The following is a 14,200-nucleotide window of genomic DNA, read 5'->3' on the forward strand; positions in this document are numbered from 1 at the left end:
ATAATATACGTTAGATTTTATTCTAGATATTTAAGGAAGTATTAAACTAAAAGCAAGTAGCTAAAAGTGGGATTTTTCAACCGTAGATCCAAGATATGAGATTTTGAGGAAGAGCAATGCCAGGAAGTGAGTGGGAAAAAATACGCCACCTGTTGGTTGTCCAAGACTTACAAGGGCAGAGAACTATGCCGCTTCAAGAAACCACTTATTCCATTGGTCGAGATTCGAGAAATGCGATCGTCCTGCGTTCTCGTTCGGTATCTAGGCAACATGCAATCTTACTAAGAGTAACTCTTCCAGAAACTGACCAATACGGCTTTCGGATTATTGATGGCAACTTCAAGGGGAAACCAAGTACTAATGGCTTATATGTCAATGGTACGAAATGCTTCTCGCATAATCTCCAGCATGGAGATGTAGTTGCCTTTGGTAATGGTCAAGTTCAGGCTAAATACTATGCTATTTCGCATATTTCCGAAAAAGCATTTTCGGAAACTTGTGAAATTGAAAACTTATCTGATTTGCTGTTAGATCAAGCTAATCCTACCAATCCTTTTCAAACCCTGATTGTCGATCCTAATTTTGAAGCGGCCAGTGAAACTGCTCTAGCACGCCTAGCATCCTTCCCGGAACTCATTCCCAATCCAATTATCGAGATGGATTTAGAGGGAATAATTACATATCTCAATCCAGCCGCAGCTGTGAAATTTCCCCAGATTCGAGAAATTGGCCAACAGCATCCTGTGCTGGCGGGATTGCTAAATGCGGTGGAGGATCGCAAAATAAATTCTTTTTGGCGAGAGATCAAAGTTGATCAAGAAATTTTTGAACAATGTATTCACTACTTACCTGAGAGTGATTTAATTAGAACTTTTATAGTTAGGGATATTACAGAGCAAAAGCAAGCAGAAGCTGAATTACGCCAACGCGATCGCCTATTACAAGCAGTCGCAGAAGCAGCCAACTATTTACTAGTAGAAATGAATTACGAAACTGGCATTGATAAAGCACTGGCTGTACTAGGTGAAGCGGCTCAAGCTGATCGTGCCTATCTATTTAAAAACCATCCCCATTTAGATACAGGAGAAATCGCTGTAAGCTTGCAATTTGAATGGACACAAATTAACTTTACATCCTCTCAACACCACTGGCAAAATCAGCTATATCAATCTTCTGAACTGGTGCGTTGGTATGGAACTCTCTCTTGCGGACAATCGATTAGCGGCAGTATCAGAGAATTTCCCATAGTTGAACAAAAACTACTGGCAAGAGATGGTATTCAATCTCTGCTTTTAGTACCCTTGCGGCTAGATGATAAGTTTTGGGGTTGTCTTGGTTTAGCAGATTGTTCCCAAGAACGTCTGTGGTCAAGGCATGAAGAATCAACTTTGTTAACGATGGCGGCCAGTATTAGCGGTGCTTGGCAGCGTCAACAAGTGCAGGAAACAATTCGCCATCAAGCACTTCACGATATGTTGACTGGATTACCCAACCGTTTGCTCTTTAATGAAATACTTGCCAAAACTCTACCCAACGCAACGCGCAATAGTGAAAGTTTAGCAGTCATGTTTCTCGATTTGGATCGCTTCAAAGTTATTAATGATACTTTAGGACATACGCTGGGAGACAAACTGCTACAAAATGTGGCACAAAGACTGAAACAATCCCTCAGAGAAGGAGATACAGTTGCGCGTTGGGGTGGAGATGAATTTACGATCTTGCTACCACACGTCAATTATCTAGACGAGGTAGCTCAAGTCGCCCAAAGAATCCTTCAATCTTTGGAAAATATCTTTTGTTTTGATGGACACGAACTTTACGTGAGTGCTAGTCTGGGCATTGCTTTGTTTGATGAACATAGCCATGATGCTGAAACCCTAATTCAACATGCAGATGCTGCTCTATATCATGCTAAAGATGAGGGCAGAAATAATTATCAGTTTTACACTACTACCCTCAGTGCCAAAACCCCTGAACTGCTGAATTTAGAAAAAAGCTTACGCTACGCCTTAGAAAGGGAAGAATTAACAGTATATTATCAGCCTCGTGTAAATATAGTGACGGGAACAATCACTGGTATGGAGGCTCTGGTACGTTGGCAACACCCAGAGATGGGATTAGTAGCGCCTGGTGTTTTTATTCCCATTGCTGAAGAAAGTGGATTAATTATTGCTATCGGTGAATGGGTATTACGAGCAGCCTGTAAGCAAAACCAAGCTTGGCAAAAGGCCGGATTGCCTCCTTTAACAGTCGCTGTTAATCTTTCTCCTAAACAGTTTCGCCAATCTACGCTAGTAGAAGATGTAGCCAAAATTCTGGCAGAGACAGGATTAGAGTCACGTTTCTTAGAGTTGGAAATTACCGAATCGACGGCGATCGCCGATTTAGACTTTACCAGAAATGTTTTACATAATTTAGAACAAATGGGCGTTCACCTTTCTATAGATGACTTTGGTACAGGCCATTCTTCCCTTTCTCGCCTGCAACTGCTACCTCTGCACAACCTTAAAATTGATAAGTCTTTTATTCAAGAGTTAACTACAGATGTGCGAGTGGCTCATATTGTGAAGGCGATCGTTACTTTGGGACGTAACTTAGGGTTGAGACTTACTGCCGAAGGTGTAGAAAAGCAAGAAGAACTAGATTTCTTAAAATCTATTCACTGTGAGGATGTCCAAGGTTTTCTGTTTTACAAACCGCTTTCGGCTGAGAAAGCCACAGAAATTCTCCAAAGTAAACATTCTTCTTGCTTAGAGACTATTGAATGAAATATGAAAATCTGGATTGTACAATTCTCTTACTAACATTTATTGGGTGAAGCCTCATCTGTGGCAAATTTTACCCACAAGCGGCAATGTAATTAGGAGAATAAAGAGCATCATGACCCTTGAGCAACCCTCACAAGGTGCAACTTCTGAAGAATGTGCTGCCAAAGTAATGGAGACAGTTCCATTAGTGATGCGGTTTATCAGGAAGGAGATGCGTATACATAACGCTGGTTTTTTGTCTATTCCGCAGTTGCGATCGCTGGCATTTATTAACCGTAATCCTGGTGCTTCACTGTCTGATTTGGCAGAGCATCTTGGTGTCACTGCTGCTACAGCGTCAGTAACTACAGAACGACTAGTACAACGCAACTTAGTGCAACGCGAACACCATCCAAAAGAACGAAGGCGAGTAGTTCTCAATCTGACTGATGAAGGAAAGTACCATCTTCAACAATCCCTAAACCATACTCGCGCTCAGATTGCTGACGTTCTCAACAGTCTGTCAGCCGAGGAATTCTCCCACGTTGAACAAGGGTTAGCTCTGTTAAAAAGTGTCTTCGATCAAACGGAAATTAACTCCCAAGAGTAGTGATACCGTTTCACTTTAAGTTTGATACAAGTAGGTCGCAGGGGGGCAGGGAGCAGGGAGCAGGGGGAAAGAATTAAAAACCATTAATTTGTATCAAGATTTTCGTGAATTGGTATGAGCTATTTCCACCAGCAACCCCACGCGCAATACAGATAAGGTTAATAGTTAACCGAATCGTATTAGATTACTCCCGATGCAAGCGACTCCATATTCCCACTGGGGTTAACAACGATGTAGCTGTGTTAACGACACAACAATATCATCAATAGCTTGCCGTAAAGTGCTGACTGATTGTTCAGACTGATTCACAATAATGCTAAAAGCTAAAGGCTCATACTGTGGCGAATCTATATATCCTGAGAGGGAAATAGCACCTGTTAAAGTACCAGTTTTGGCTTGGACGATTCCCTGAGCAGATGTGTTGCGAAAGCGATTTTTTAAAGTGCCGCTCACTCCAGCCACGGGTAAAGAAGCACGAAAAACTTTTGTTTCCGGTGATGCTGCCATTAGCTGTAAAACTTGTACCAAAGCTTCTGGACTAATTAAATTCTTCCGTGATAATCCTGAACCATCGACCAAACTATAACTGGTTGGGTTAACTCCTAATTGGGTTAAAGTGTCTCGCATCACTTTTAACCCCACATCAGCAGTAGTTTGATTTTTTGCTAATTGTTGTTTGTTTGCTAAAGCCCTTAATAAAGCCTCAGCGAACAAATTATTACTGTTTAAATTTGTCTCCATTAACAACTCAGACAAAGGTGGAGATTCAACTGCCGCAACTTCTTGTTCATTTTTACCACCACTAGCGCTAGATGTTTGTTGGACAGAAATTCCTTCTGTTACCAAACTCTGACGAAAGTGACGTAAGAAATTTTGAATAGGATCAAACACTGCGATCGCGGTAATATCTGGTTGTGAATTTACAGCGAGTTGCCCTTGCAAGTGCAATACAGCCCCTTTTAAGTCACGACTCACTTCTACTAACCCTGGTTCATCTTTTTGAGTTGTTACAGAATTGTTTTCTACTCGCCACTGATATGCTTCTGTGGGATCAGCCCACTTAAGTTGCAGTGGTTTTCCGATGGTTTGAGGCAATACTGTTAATACAGCAGCATTTTCATTCAAAATTAGGCTATTGACTGGTGCGCCATAGTAAGCTTGTACATCTTCCCATTGCCAACTCGGAGGAACAATATCTCCTTGAAAATAACTATCATCAGCAATTAACTGATTAACTTGAGTAATACCTTGTTGGCGTAACTCCTTTGCTAGTAGTGTCAATTGAGCATTTTTTAAGCTGGGATCTCCTCTACCAACAATACGCAAAATACCATCACCATCTTGATAAACAGAGGTACGAATCCGAAAATTTGCCCCCAATTGCTTGAGTGCCGCAGCTGTCGTCAACAATTTAACATTAGAAGCAGGAGTAAAGTATTTCTGAGCATCATAGCTGTAAAGAGTTTGGTCAGAAACCAAGTTTTTAACTAAAATTCCCCAGCGTGTGCGACTAAACAAGGGACGATTGATTGCTGCATCTATAGAGGCTCCCAGTTGAGCAGGGCAAAGTGATTTTGTAGTAGTTGCAGGAGGAACTTGGGTTTGTGCTTGAACCACTTTTTGGTTGACACTAATGTGAGTCCCAAGGAGCAACAGCATTAAACTCAAAGAGATTTTTTTAGAAAACATACTCAAATTTAAATAAAATCATCAAGGGTTTCATGGGAGTGGGCTTGACTACCAGATGCCATACAGGTATCATCCACCAGTGGTTGCAGTTGCGTCAAAGACAACAACACTGGATACAATGCTCAGTATCGCCAAAGTTGTAGCGCGATCGCTAATCACCAAGGAAACAGTAAACAATCCTCTTTCAGCAAACCTAGCTCTTAGCTTCACTAAAACGAGAAATGCTAGATAACGCACCTTCAATTTATGATAGGGATCAGGACATTATTGAGGAGTTGAAGGCAATGAAGATTCTACCCATTAGTAGCATGATGTTGAGTCTAATAGCTGCAATTGGTGGATCACCATTAGTGTTAGCCGTTCCCACAAAAGTTGCTGTGCAGGGGAATGCACCGATTGTTGAAAAACAACCACAAAAACTGGCACAATTTCAAGACGACAATAATTCAGAGCGATCGCAACTAGTACAACAATCAAATGCTTTATATAATCAAGGAGATTTAACAGGTGCAGAAACCAGCTTACGTAAATTAATTAAAAAGTATCCTGAAGATGCTTTTGGACATTTTCAACTAGGAAATGTACTTCTACGCCAAAAGCAACCCGAAGCTGCAATTAAATCTTACCAAGAAGCGATTCGCCTCAAGCCTAAATATGCTTTAGCTTACAATGGGATGGGTATCGTTCACGCTACTCAAGACCGATGGGATGAAGCTATTGGTGAATATCGCAAGGCTTTAGAAATCAACCCCAGTTATGGGGAAGCGATGACTAATTTAGGACAGGCATTGTGGCAAGTTAATAAACGAGATGAAGCAGTCGCTTCTCTAGAAAAAGCTTTAAATATTTTCAAAACTCAAAGTAGAAATGAAAAAGTCTACCAAATCGAACAAATGTTAAAGCAGATCAAAACTGCCAATGATCCCGGTGTTTCATAACACTTAGATTATTAACTGACAAGTTTTGATTTATCTAATTATCTTTTTTTACACCAAGAAGCTTAGACCTTCTTGGTGCTTTACCATAAAAATTACAATTAAACAAAAACAATTATTGTTTGTCATGGATGCGATCGCCTGATTTTGTGAAAAACTCAAATCAGCGACTGCGGCTATCCCTCAAGATAAGTTAGATATTGCCTTATTCAAGAGTTGGGAAAAGAATTCACACTCAGTAGGGGCAATACCATTCATAGCCTCTTCACTCAATTTTGCTGCCAGTGGTGGTAAAATTTTCTCTAATTCTTTACCTGCATCCGTCAACCAGATACGCCAAATGCGGCGATCGTGAATATCCCTTTCTCGACGCACTAAGCCGCGTTCTTCCATCCGATCTAGCACACCGGTTAAAGTCCCGCCCACCTGTTGCAACTTCTCGCCAATACTGGATGTTGGTAAACCATCTTCTTGCCATAAACAACACAACACCAGCCAATGAAATGGTGTCAGTCCAAACGGTTCTAGTTTGTCAGTAAACTTGCGTGTAAGCAGCTGTGAAAGCAATTTGATTCTATAACCTAAATTGTAAGGGGCTAAAACTTGCTGCCACGACTCCAAGCTTGGAGAATCATCAGATTGAACAACCATTATCAAAATTGCTTAGTGTGCGTAATATTTAGCATAACTAGATTTATCAATCTTGGCAATAGCGCTATAGCGTTTAAAAATAAGATTTGTAGAATAGGTGCGATCGCAAAGCAAAACATAACACATCGGCAAGAGGAATTATCTTGTCTGTTTTTTTTGTTGATTTATAAATAAATATTTAATTTTTGATGCTTATCCCATAAAGCGTTTGTGGTAGTGATGCTGAATTTCTACCAAAAGATAAGTAAACATTAGTCACCAAAAAAACTTAGCATTATTTAATAAGTTCTTACCAACAATAATTTTATGAGTTATTACATTGCGCCGCGATTTTTGGATAAACTTGCTGTTCACATCACCAAAAACTTTTTAAATATTCCTGGGATCAGAGTACCCTTGATTTTAGGCATTCACGGGCGTAAAGGTGAGGGAAAAACCTTTCAGTGTGAGTTAGCTTTTGAAAAAATGGGTATCGAAGTGACACTCATCTCCGGCGGCGAATTAGAAAGTCCAGATGCGGGAGATCCAGCACGGTTGATTCGGCTACGCTATCGGGAAACAGCAGAACAGATCAAAGTGCGCGGTAAAATGTGCGTCCTGATGATTAACGACTTAGATGCAGGTGCAGGACGCTTTGATGAAGGCACTCAATATACTGTAAACACACAGTTGGTAAATGCCACATTGATGAATATTGCCGATAATCCCACAGATGTACAATTACCGGGAAGTTATGACTCAAACCCGATACGCCGTGTACCAATTATCGTTACAGGTAATGATTTCTCCACGTTGTATGCACCGTTAATTCGGGATGGACGGATGGAAAAATTTTATTGGGAACCTAACCGTGATGACAAAGTGGGAATTGTCGGCGGGATTTTTGCAGAAGACGGACTCTCACAACGAGAAGTTGAACAGTTAGTTGATACCTTTCCCAATCAATCAATTGACTTTTTTAGCGCTTTGCGATCGCGCATTTACGACGAACAAATCCGCGACTTTATCCACAAAGTCGGTTTTGAACGTATATCTTTACGCGTGGTGAATAGCACAGAAGCACCACCAGAATTTAAAAAGCCAGATTTCAGCCTGTCTCATTTAATTGAGTCTGGTAAATTTGTGATGGCTGAACAACAACGAGTAGAAAATTCTCACTTGGTAGATGAGTACAATCGTCTAAATCGAGGTAGAGGTTATGAAACTGCACCACTCACGGCTGAAACACCAACCACTCAGCCATCAACTAATGGATCTCGTCAACAGAAATCATCAAACACTCATGTAACTCTAGAGACGCAAGAACAAATTCGGCAAATCTTGTCTCAAGGTCATAAAATTACCTTTGAACATGTAGATGAACGCCGTTTCCGCACAGGTGCTTGGCAAAGTTGTGGTACAATTCACATCGATGCTGAGTCTGATGCTATCTCAACTTTAGAATCCCATCTAGCTGAATATAGCGGTGAATATGTGCGCTTGGTAGGGATTGATCCGAAAGTTAAGCGGCGGGTTGTTGAAACAATTATTCAACGCCCGAATAGCAAAAATTAGTCATTAATATATTGGTTGTATCAGGCGATGTCTGACGACACCGCCTTTTATTTTTTTAGAGCATTAGATTTAACTATTTGCTAACTCAGATAACTTTTTAAGTACTGCTTGAGCATGACCTTTGGTTTTCACATTTGGCCAAGTGTATGCAATAATTTTATCAGTTGAAATCAGAAAAGTTGAGCGAGCAATACCCATGTATTCTTTACCCATAAACTTTTTTAATCGCCAAGCACCATAGGTTTCTGCTAGTTCATGTTCTGAATCACTCAACAAAGTAATTGACAAGTTATGTTTATCGATAAATTTGCAATGAGACTTACCTGAATCTGGACTTACACCTAAAACTTTGGCTCCCAGTTGGCTAAATTCTTGAGTTAATTCGGTAAAATCTTTGGCTTCTGTGGTGCAACCTGGGGTGTCATCTTTAGGATAAAAATAAAGCACAACCCATTGACCGCTAAAATCGTCTAGGCTAACTAAATTGTCATTTTGGTCAGGTGTAGAAAAATCAGGTGCAGGTTGTCCAACTTGGGGAATATTGCTCATGATATGACAAAAAAATAGCGATCGCCTCAAAATTTTACCTGGAATTGGCGATCGCTCTCTCAGAATTTGCTGTCAATAGTTAGTAAAGAATTAGCACCACAACTAGAAGCTACATTAAACTTAACCATGCAAACAGTGCAAATGTCACTCGCAACTAATATGGCATCTGGTGATATCGCTGCTGGAGTTAAAGAAAAAGAAGTTAAGAAAGGTTTTGGTAACTTAGTAATCAGTCAAACAGCCGCTTACGGCTGTAGACTTCTGTTTAAGGAGTTAAAGAAATCCGTACTATAAACGTACTATTACTCCCTTGTTGGGGAGTTTTAAAAACAATGCTTTTCTCTCTAAAGTGAAAGTAAATAGTTTTGGCGATCGCTCTCACCAGCAGTTGCCCAATCATGATTATTATAAGTAAATATACTGTTCTAGAACTTAAAATTTTAGGAGTTAATTTATGCGAATTGCTAAAGATGTCACAGAATTGATCGGTAGAACTCCCTTAGTTCAACTGAATAAAATTCCCCAAGCCGAAGGAGCAGTTGCCAGGATAGTTGCTAAGTTAGAGGGAATGAACCCAGCGGCTTCTGTCAAAGACCGGATTGGATTGAGTATGGTACTCTCATCTGAGGCGGAAGGTTTAATCGCACCAGGTAAAACCATTTTAGTTGAGCCAACTTCTGGTAATACAGGTATTGCTTTAGCAATGGTAGCAGCAGCCCGTGGTTACAGTCTAATTTTGACCATGCCAGAAACCATGAGTCAAGAAAGACGGTCGATGCTACGCGCCTATGGTGCAAAACTAGAGTTGACACCAGGGACGGAAGGAATGCGCGGTGCTATTCGCAAAGCAGAGGAGATTGTAGCCAGCACACCCAACGCATATATGCTACAACAGTTCCGCAACCCAGCCAACCCCAAAATTCACCGCGAAACCACTGCCGAAGAAATTTGGGAAGATACGGATGGGGAAGTAGATATTGTAATTGCTGGGGTAGGTACTGGCGGGACGATTACGGGAATCGCCGAAGTCTTGAAACAACGTAAACCCAGTGTCCAAGCGATCGCAGTTGAACCCAGCAATAGTCCTGTTCTCTCTGGTGGTGAAGCCGGTTCGCATAAAATTCAAGGTATTGGAGCGGGATTTGTCCCCGATGTTCTCCGCCTAGAACTGGTTGATGAAGTCATCAGAGTCAGCGATGATCAAGCAATGATCTACGGACGGCGTTTAGCTAAAGAAGAAGGCTTATTGTCTGGTATTTCTTCGGGTGCAGCTTTATGTGCGGCGCTACAAGTAGCAAAACGACCAGAAAACGCTGGTCGTTTGATTGTGATGATTCAGCCTTCCTTCGGCGAACGTTACCTCAGCACAGCGATGTTTCAAGATTTGAGCATCAGCTAGGTTACCTAAACAAAAAATTCATCCCACACTTCAGAGCCGCAGAAGCATGGGATGAATTTTTCGGCGTTGCTGAATTTAGGGATGAAATAATGAACCGTATTCTCTACAAGAGGCTTCCGCCAACGCGCAGCGTCTCCCAGAGAAGAATAGGTTTGTGAGGGATAAATAACGTGATGTGCAACTTATTTTGAAAACCCCTCTCCAAACCTCTCCCCGAAACGGAGAGAGGCTTTGAGTCTTGCTCCCCTTCCCTACCAGGGAAGGGGTTGGGGGTTAGGTTTGAGAGACAGTTACACACCGTGTTAAATACAAGAAAATCACCCCGCATTTATGCAACGCCGATTTTTTAGACATCTTCTAAAATCCGCGTTGGAAATATCGCTAACTCGGTTTCAGGGTCAAAAAAGTGCATTTTTTCAGGATTCAGTGATAACCATAATTGCTCACCAACACTTAGCTGTCTGTCTGTTGGAACTCTGACTTGTAAGTAAGGCGCACTAGAGGGTACTGGAGAATCAGGTTCAGCAAGTCTGACGCTGAGAAAAGCATCGTTACCCAGGTTTTCTACTAAGTCTACTTTGACTGGTAGATTTTTAGTAGCAGGTAAACTGAGGCTTAGGTGTTCTGGACGAATGCCTAAAATTAAAGTTTGTTTATCATATTTTTGCAAAGCTTTTCCCCAAGCTTCTGGGAGGGTAAGACGAAACAGGGGATGAGTCATTAACAGCGGCGCATGAAACTCTACAGGAATAAAATTCATTGGTGGTGAACCAATGAATTCGGCTACAAAGCGGTTAGCAGGACGGTTGTACAGTTCTAACGGGGAAGCAAGCTGTTGAATTTGACCTTGATTCATAATGGCGATGCGATCGCCCATTGTCATTGCTTCTGTTTGGTCGTGGGTAACATAAATCGTCGTTGTTCCCAATTGTCGTTGCAATTTCACAATTTGGGCGCGAGTTTCAGCCCGTAATTTGGCATCTAAGTTAGATAATGGCTCATCCATTAAAAATACTTGGGGATTACGAGCGATCGCTCTTCCTAATGCTACCCGTTGTCTTTGTCCTCCAGATAGCTGTTTGGGTAAGCGATTCAGCAGCGGTTCAATTTGTAGTAATTGCGCCACAGACCGCACTTGCTCCTCTATTAATTTTTCTTTTTGAGAAACGTAACGCAGCCCTTTGGGTAATTTCCTCGTGACTCCCACCAAAAGATTTTCTAACCAATTAGGAATTTTTTCTCCCCTGCTCCCCGGCTCCCAGGCTCCCCCGATCTCCCGACGGCGTAACCCAAAAGCAATGTTGTCATACACCGTCATGTGGGGATAGAGAGCGTAATTCTGAAACACCATTGCAATGTCTCGTTCTTTGGGTGGTAGATCATTGACCAAGCGATCGCCTACTAAGATATTGCCACCAGTCAGCAATTCCAACCCAGCAATTAGCCGTAACAAAGTGCTTTTACCACAGCCAGAAGGCCCCACCAGCACCATAAATTCACCATCGGCGATCGTCAGGTTAATCCGCCGCAAAACATTAATGTTGTCTGCACGCTCTTGTGATACGCTACTTTCCCCTTTCCGTGAGGGGAAACTTTTATAAACGTTTTCTAAAATTACTTGCGCCACGAGTATTAGTTATTCTCAATAGTCAACAGTCTATAGTCAAAATTGGAAAAGGACAGTTTAGCGCCCATAATACATCTTCCCTGTGACTACAAAAAGTTAAAAAAATTGCTGCCACCCGAAAAAGCAAACTACCTTTGATTTTAGGGCTATCAAGAGGTATTGTGATGACTACTCATCTACCGACGAATCCTATTCAAGACTCAAGTGTTAACCCTGCCCATGACATTGTAGACGTACAAACCACCGATTGTTGCATTGTGGGTGGTGGCCCGGCCGGGGCTGTTTTAGCTTTGTTATTGGCACGTCAAGGTATACCTGTCATGCTGCTAGAAGCGCACAAAGACTTTGACCGCGACTTTCGAGGAGACACAATTCACCCATCAGTCATGCAAATTATGGAGGAATTGGGTTTAAGCGATCGCTTGCTGCAATTACCTCATGCTAAAATGCGCCAAATTAATGTGAAAACTCCAGAAGATACCTTCACTTTGGCAGATTTCAGTCACCTGAAAACGGACTATCCTTACATCACAATGCTGCCTCAGGTAAAATTTCTGGAGTTCATCACCCAAGAGGCGCAAAAATATCCCAATTTTCAGTTAGTCATGGGTGCGAATGTCCAAGAATTGATTGAGGAAGATGGCGTAATTAAAGGTGTGCGTTATCGGGGCGGTGGTGGATGGCACGAAATTCGAGCTATTTTGACAATTGGTGCAGATGGTCGCCACTCGCGCTTAAGGCAAATGGGAGGGTTTGAATCTATTGAAACCTCGCCACCAATGGATATTCTCTGGTTTCGCTTACCCCGCCATCCAGAGGAGACTGGGGGAGGAATGGGGCGTTTTGCTCCCGGTCATATCGTGGCTATGCTTGACCGTGGTGATGAGTGGCAAATTGCCTATGTTATCCCTAAGGGAGGCTATCAACAACTGCGTGCATCTGGTTTGGAGGAGTTAAAAAAATCTGTCGTTGAAATTGTACCAGAATTAAGCGATCGCGTCCATAATTTACAAGATTGGTCACAAATCGCCTTTCTTTCTGTAGAATCTAGCCGCGTCAAACGTTGGTATCATTCGGGACTTTTACTCATTGGCGATGCTGCTCATATCATGTCTCCAGTTGGGGGAGTGGGCATTAATTACGCGATTCAAGATGCAGTCGTAGCAGCTAATGTCCTCAGCAAACCTCTGCAAAACAAACACGTAGAACTCAGTGACTTGGCAAAAGTGCAACGTCAACGAGAGTTACCCACGCGCATCATCCAAGCATTTCAGACATTTATTCAAAAGCGAGTATTTGCCCCAGTGCTGACTTCTAATCGCACTTTTCAACCCCCGGCGTGGTTACGCTGGCCAATTTTGCGCGACTTACCAGCCAGATTGATTGCTTTAGGTGTGTTTCCCGTTCACGTTAAAACTTAACTGCTGCAAGACTTAGAGACTTCCATATTAAAACCTGTTGGCTATGTTTTAGTGGCGGTTCACTTAAGAAAAAATCGAAACTTCAACCCTAATCATAGATCAACCCTTTTGTAGGGGGATTGGGGGATTCTCCCCCAATTCTTGGTTTTTCCGACACAATCAACTATAAATCTGTCAACTGAACTGTATTGGGCTATGTTTTAGTGGCGGTTGAAGCGATCGCTACTTAACTTTGTGCCTAATCCACCATCATAAGCTGTACATAACTTATTAGTTTTACAGTGGGAACTGCATATAAAAAACCGTAGTTCTTATTTCTCTCAAATTTTCAATTTTTAAGTATTTATAACTATTGCATATTTCTTAAATCAGAATTATTCTGACTTACGTAAGCAAAATTTTGCTACTAAAGAGGTAAATATGGCTGTTATCGAAAGAGTTCCCGACGTTGTATTTAAAACCCGTGTTCATGACGCATCTGTACAGGGGCCAAACCCTTACCGTTGGCAAGACCGCACCACTCAAGATATTTTTGGTGGCAAACGTGTTGTAGTTTTCTCTTTACCAGGGGCTTTCACTCCTACCTGTTCTACCTCGCACTTGCCACGCTATGAAGAACTATATGATCAATTCAAAGCTTTAGGCATTGACGAAGTAATCTGTGTATCTGTAAATGATGCCTTTGTCATGTTCCAGTGGGGTAAGCAACAAGGCGCAAACCATGTATTTTTGCTTCCTGATGGCAATGGCGAGTTTACCCGCAAAATGGGTATGTTAGTAGATAAGTCTAACCTGGGCTTTGGGATGCGCTCTTGGCGCTACTCGATGGTAGTTAATGACGGCAAAATCGAAAAGATTTTCATTGAGCCAGGTTACTTAGATAACTGTCCTACAGATCCTTTTGAAGTCTCAGATGCAGATACAATGCTGGCTTACCTCCAAGAAGCTAAGAAGCCTGTGACTGCCTAAATACAATAATTCGTAATTGATAATTCGTAATTCGTAGCTAATTTACGAA

The 14,200-nt window shown here is 41.8% G+C and carries 13 protein-coding genes; 8 read left to right on the forward strand and 5 right to left on the reverse strand.

The window, feature by feature from the left end; all coding sequences use genetic code 11:
* Nucleotides 1-116: 116 nt before the first annotated feature.
* Complete coding sequence (locus IQ259_RS04040; RefSeq protein WP_193881176.1) at nt 117-2,768, forward strand: EAL domain-containing protein; 2,652 nt, start codon at nt 117-119, stop codon at nt 2,766-2,768.
* 112 nt (nt 2,769-2,880) lie between these two features.
* Nucleotides 2,881-3,357 carry a MarR family winged helix-turn-helix transcriptional regulator gene (locus tag IQ259_RS04045; RefSeq protein ID WP_193881179.1) on the forward strand — a complete coding sequence of 159 codons (477 nt, stop codon included), beginning with the start codon at nt 2,881-2,883 and terminating at the stop codon, nt 3,355-3,357.
* 222 nt (nt 3,358-3,579) lie between these two features.
* Here the strand turns inward: IQ259_RS04045 and dacB are convergent, their stop codons facing one another.
* The gene (dacB, locus tag IQ259_RS04050; RefSeq protein ID WP_193881182.1) at nt 3,580-5,046 is read right to left on the reverse strand and encodes a D-alanyl-D-alanine carboxypeptidase/D-alanyl-D-alanine-endopeptidase; all 1,467 of its coding nucleotides are present in this window, start codon (nt 5,044-5,046) and stop codon (nt 3,580-3,582) included.
* A gap of 69 nt (nt 5,047-5,115) precedes the next feature.
* The gene (locus tag IQ259_RS04055) at nt 5,116-5,283 is read right to left on the reverse strand and encodes a hypothetical protein (protein ID WP_193881185.1); all 168 of its coding nucleotides are present in this window, start codon (nt 5,281-5,283) and stop codon (nt 5,116-5,118) included.
* Nucleotides 5,284-5,330: 47 nt separating this feature from the next.
* Here IQ259_RS04055 and IQ259_RS04060 point away from each other — a divergent pair, with 47 nt between their 5' ends.
* On the forward strand, nt 5,331-5,984 hold the full coding sequence (locus tag IQ259_RS04060; RefSeq protein ID WP_193881188.1) for a tetratricopeptide repeat protein: 654 nt from the start codon (nt 5,331-5,333) through the stop codon (nt 5,982-5,984).
* 180 nt (nt 5,985-6,164) lie between these two features.
* On the opposite strand, the gene IQ259_RS04065 is transcribed toward IQ259_RS04060, so the two are convergent.
* A complete protein-coding gene (locus tag IQ259_RS04065; protein WP_193881191.1) occupies nt 6,165-6,632 on the reverse strand; it encodes a MarR family winged helix-turn-helix transcriptional regulator in 468 nt (155 codons plus the stop codon).
* A gap of 306 nt (nt 6,633-6,938) precedes the next feature.
* Between IQ259_RS04065 and IQ259_RS04070 the strand changes: the two genes are divergently transcribed.
* On the forward strand, nt 6,939-8,186 hold the full coding sequence (locus tag IQ259_RS04070; protein WP_193881194.1) for a ribulose bisphosphate carboxylase small subunit: 1,248 nt from the start codon (nt 6,939-6,941) through the stop codon (nt 8,184-8,186).
* A 69-nt stretch (nt 8,187-8,255) separates the two neighbouring features.
* Here IQ259_RS04070 and bcp read toward each other — a convergent pair whose 3' ends face one another.
* Nucleotides 8,256-8,735: a thioredoxin-dependent thiol peroxidase gene (gene bcp, locus IQ259_RS04075; protein ID WP_193881197.1), complete on the reverse strand. Its 480-nt coding sequence runs from the start codon at nt 8,733-8,735 to the stop codon at nt 8,256-8,258.
* Between the two features lie 66 nt (nt 8,736-8,801).
* On the opposite strand from bcp, the gene IQ259_RS04080 reads away from it, so the two are divergent.
* Together IQ259_RS04080 and cysK are read left to right on the forward strand one after the other, a co-directional pair.
* Complete coding sequence (locus tag IQ259_RS04080) at nt 8,802-9,029, forward strand: hypothetical protein (protein WP_228014352.1); 228 nt, start codon at nt 8,802-8,804, stop codon at nt 9,027-9,029.
* Nucleotides 9,030-9,189: 160 nt separating this feature from the next.
* Nucleotides 9,190-10,134 carry a cysteine synthase A gene (gene cysK / locus IQ259_RS04085; RefSeq protein ID WP_193881200.1) on the forward strand — a complete coding sequence of 315 codons (945 nt, stop codon included), beginning with the start codon at nt 9,190-9,192 and terminating at the stop codon, nt 10,132-10,134.
* A gap of 346 nt (nt 10,135-10,480) precedes the next feature.
* Here the strand turns inward: cysK and IQ259_RS04090 are convergent, their stop codons facing one another.
* A complete protein-coding gene (locus IQ259_RS04090) occupies nt 10,481-11,761 on the reverse strand; it encodes an ABC transporter ATP-binding protein (protein ID WP_193881203.1) in 1,281 nt (426 codons plus the stop codon).
* Between the two features lie 164 nt (nt 11,762-11,925).
* Here IQ259_RS04090 and IQ259_RS04095 point away from each other — a divergent pair, with 164 nt between their 5' ends.
* A complete protein-coding gene (locus IQ259_RS04095; RefSeq protein ID WP_193881206.1) occupies nt 11,926-13,182 on the forward strand; it encodes an FAD-dependent oxidoreductase in 1,257 nt (418 codons plus the stop codon).
* 420 nt (nt 13,183-13,602) lie between these two features.
* Entirely contained in the window at nt 13,603-14,151 is a 549-nt protein-coding gene (locus IQ259_RS04100) for a peroxiredoxin (RefSeq protein WP_193881209.1), read from the forward strand.
* Nucleotides 14,152-14,200 lie beyond the last annotated feature (49 nt).

This window comes from Fortiea sp. LEGE XX443, from assembly GCF_015206815.1.
Lineage (GTDB): Bacteria > Cyanobacteriota > Cyanobacteriia > Cyanobacteriales > Nostocaceae > Nostoc_B.

Bases quoted from the DNA above. Each gene is read 5' to 3' on its own strand.
- IQ259_RS04040 (WP_193881176.1), top strand. From the start codon at position 117: ATGCCAGGAAGTGAGTGGGAAAAAATACGCCACCTGTTGGTTGTCCAA.
- IQ259_RS04045 (WP_193881179.1), top strand. From the start codon at position 2,881: ATGACCCTTGAGCAACCCTCACAAGGTGCAACTTCTGAAGAATGTGCT.
- dacB (WP_193881182.1), bottom strand. From the start codon at position 5,046: ATGTTTTCTAAAAAAATCTCTTTGAGTTTAATGCTGTTGCTCCTTGGG.
- IQ259_RS04060 (WP_193881188.1), top strand. From the start codon at position 5,331: ATGAAGATTCTACCCATTAGTAGCATGATGTTGAGTCTAATAGCTGCA.
- IQ259_RS04065 (WP_193881191.1), bottom strand. From the start codon at position 6,632: ATGGTTGTTCAATCTGATGATTCTCCAAGCTTGGAGTCGTGGCAGCAA.
- IQ259_RS04070 (WP_193881194.1), top strand. From the start codon at position 6,939: ATGAGTTATTACATTGCGCCGCGATTTTTGGATAAACTTGCTGTTCAC.
- bcp (WP_193881197.1), bottom strand. From the start codon at position 8,735: ATGAGCAATATTCCCCAAGTTGGACAACCTGCACCTGATTTTTCTACA.
- cysK (WP_193881200.1), top strand. From the start codon at position 9,190: ATGCGAATTGCTAAAGATGTCACAGAATTGATCGGTAGAACTCCCTTA.
- IQ259_RS04095 (WP_193881206.1), top strand. From the start codon at position 11,926: ATGACTACTCATCTACCGACGAATCCTATTCAAGACTCAAGTGTTAAC.
- IQ259_RS04100 (WP_193881209.1), top strand. From the start codon at position 13,603: ATGGCTGTTATCGAAAGAGTTCCCGACGTTGTATTTAAAACCCGTGTT.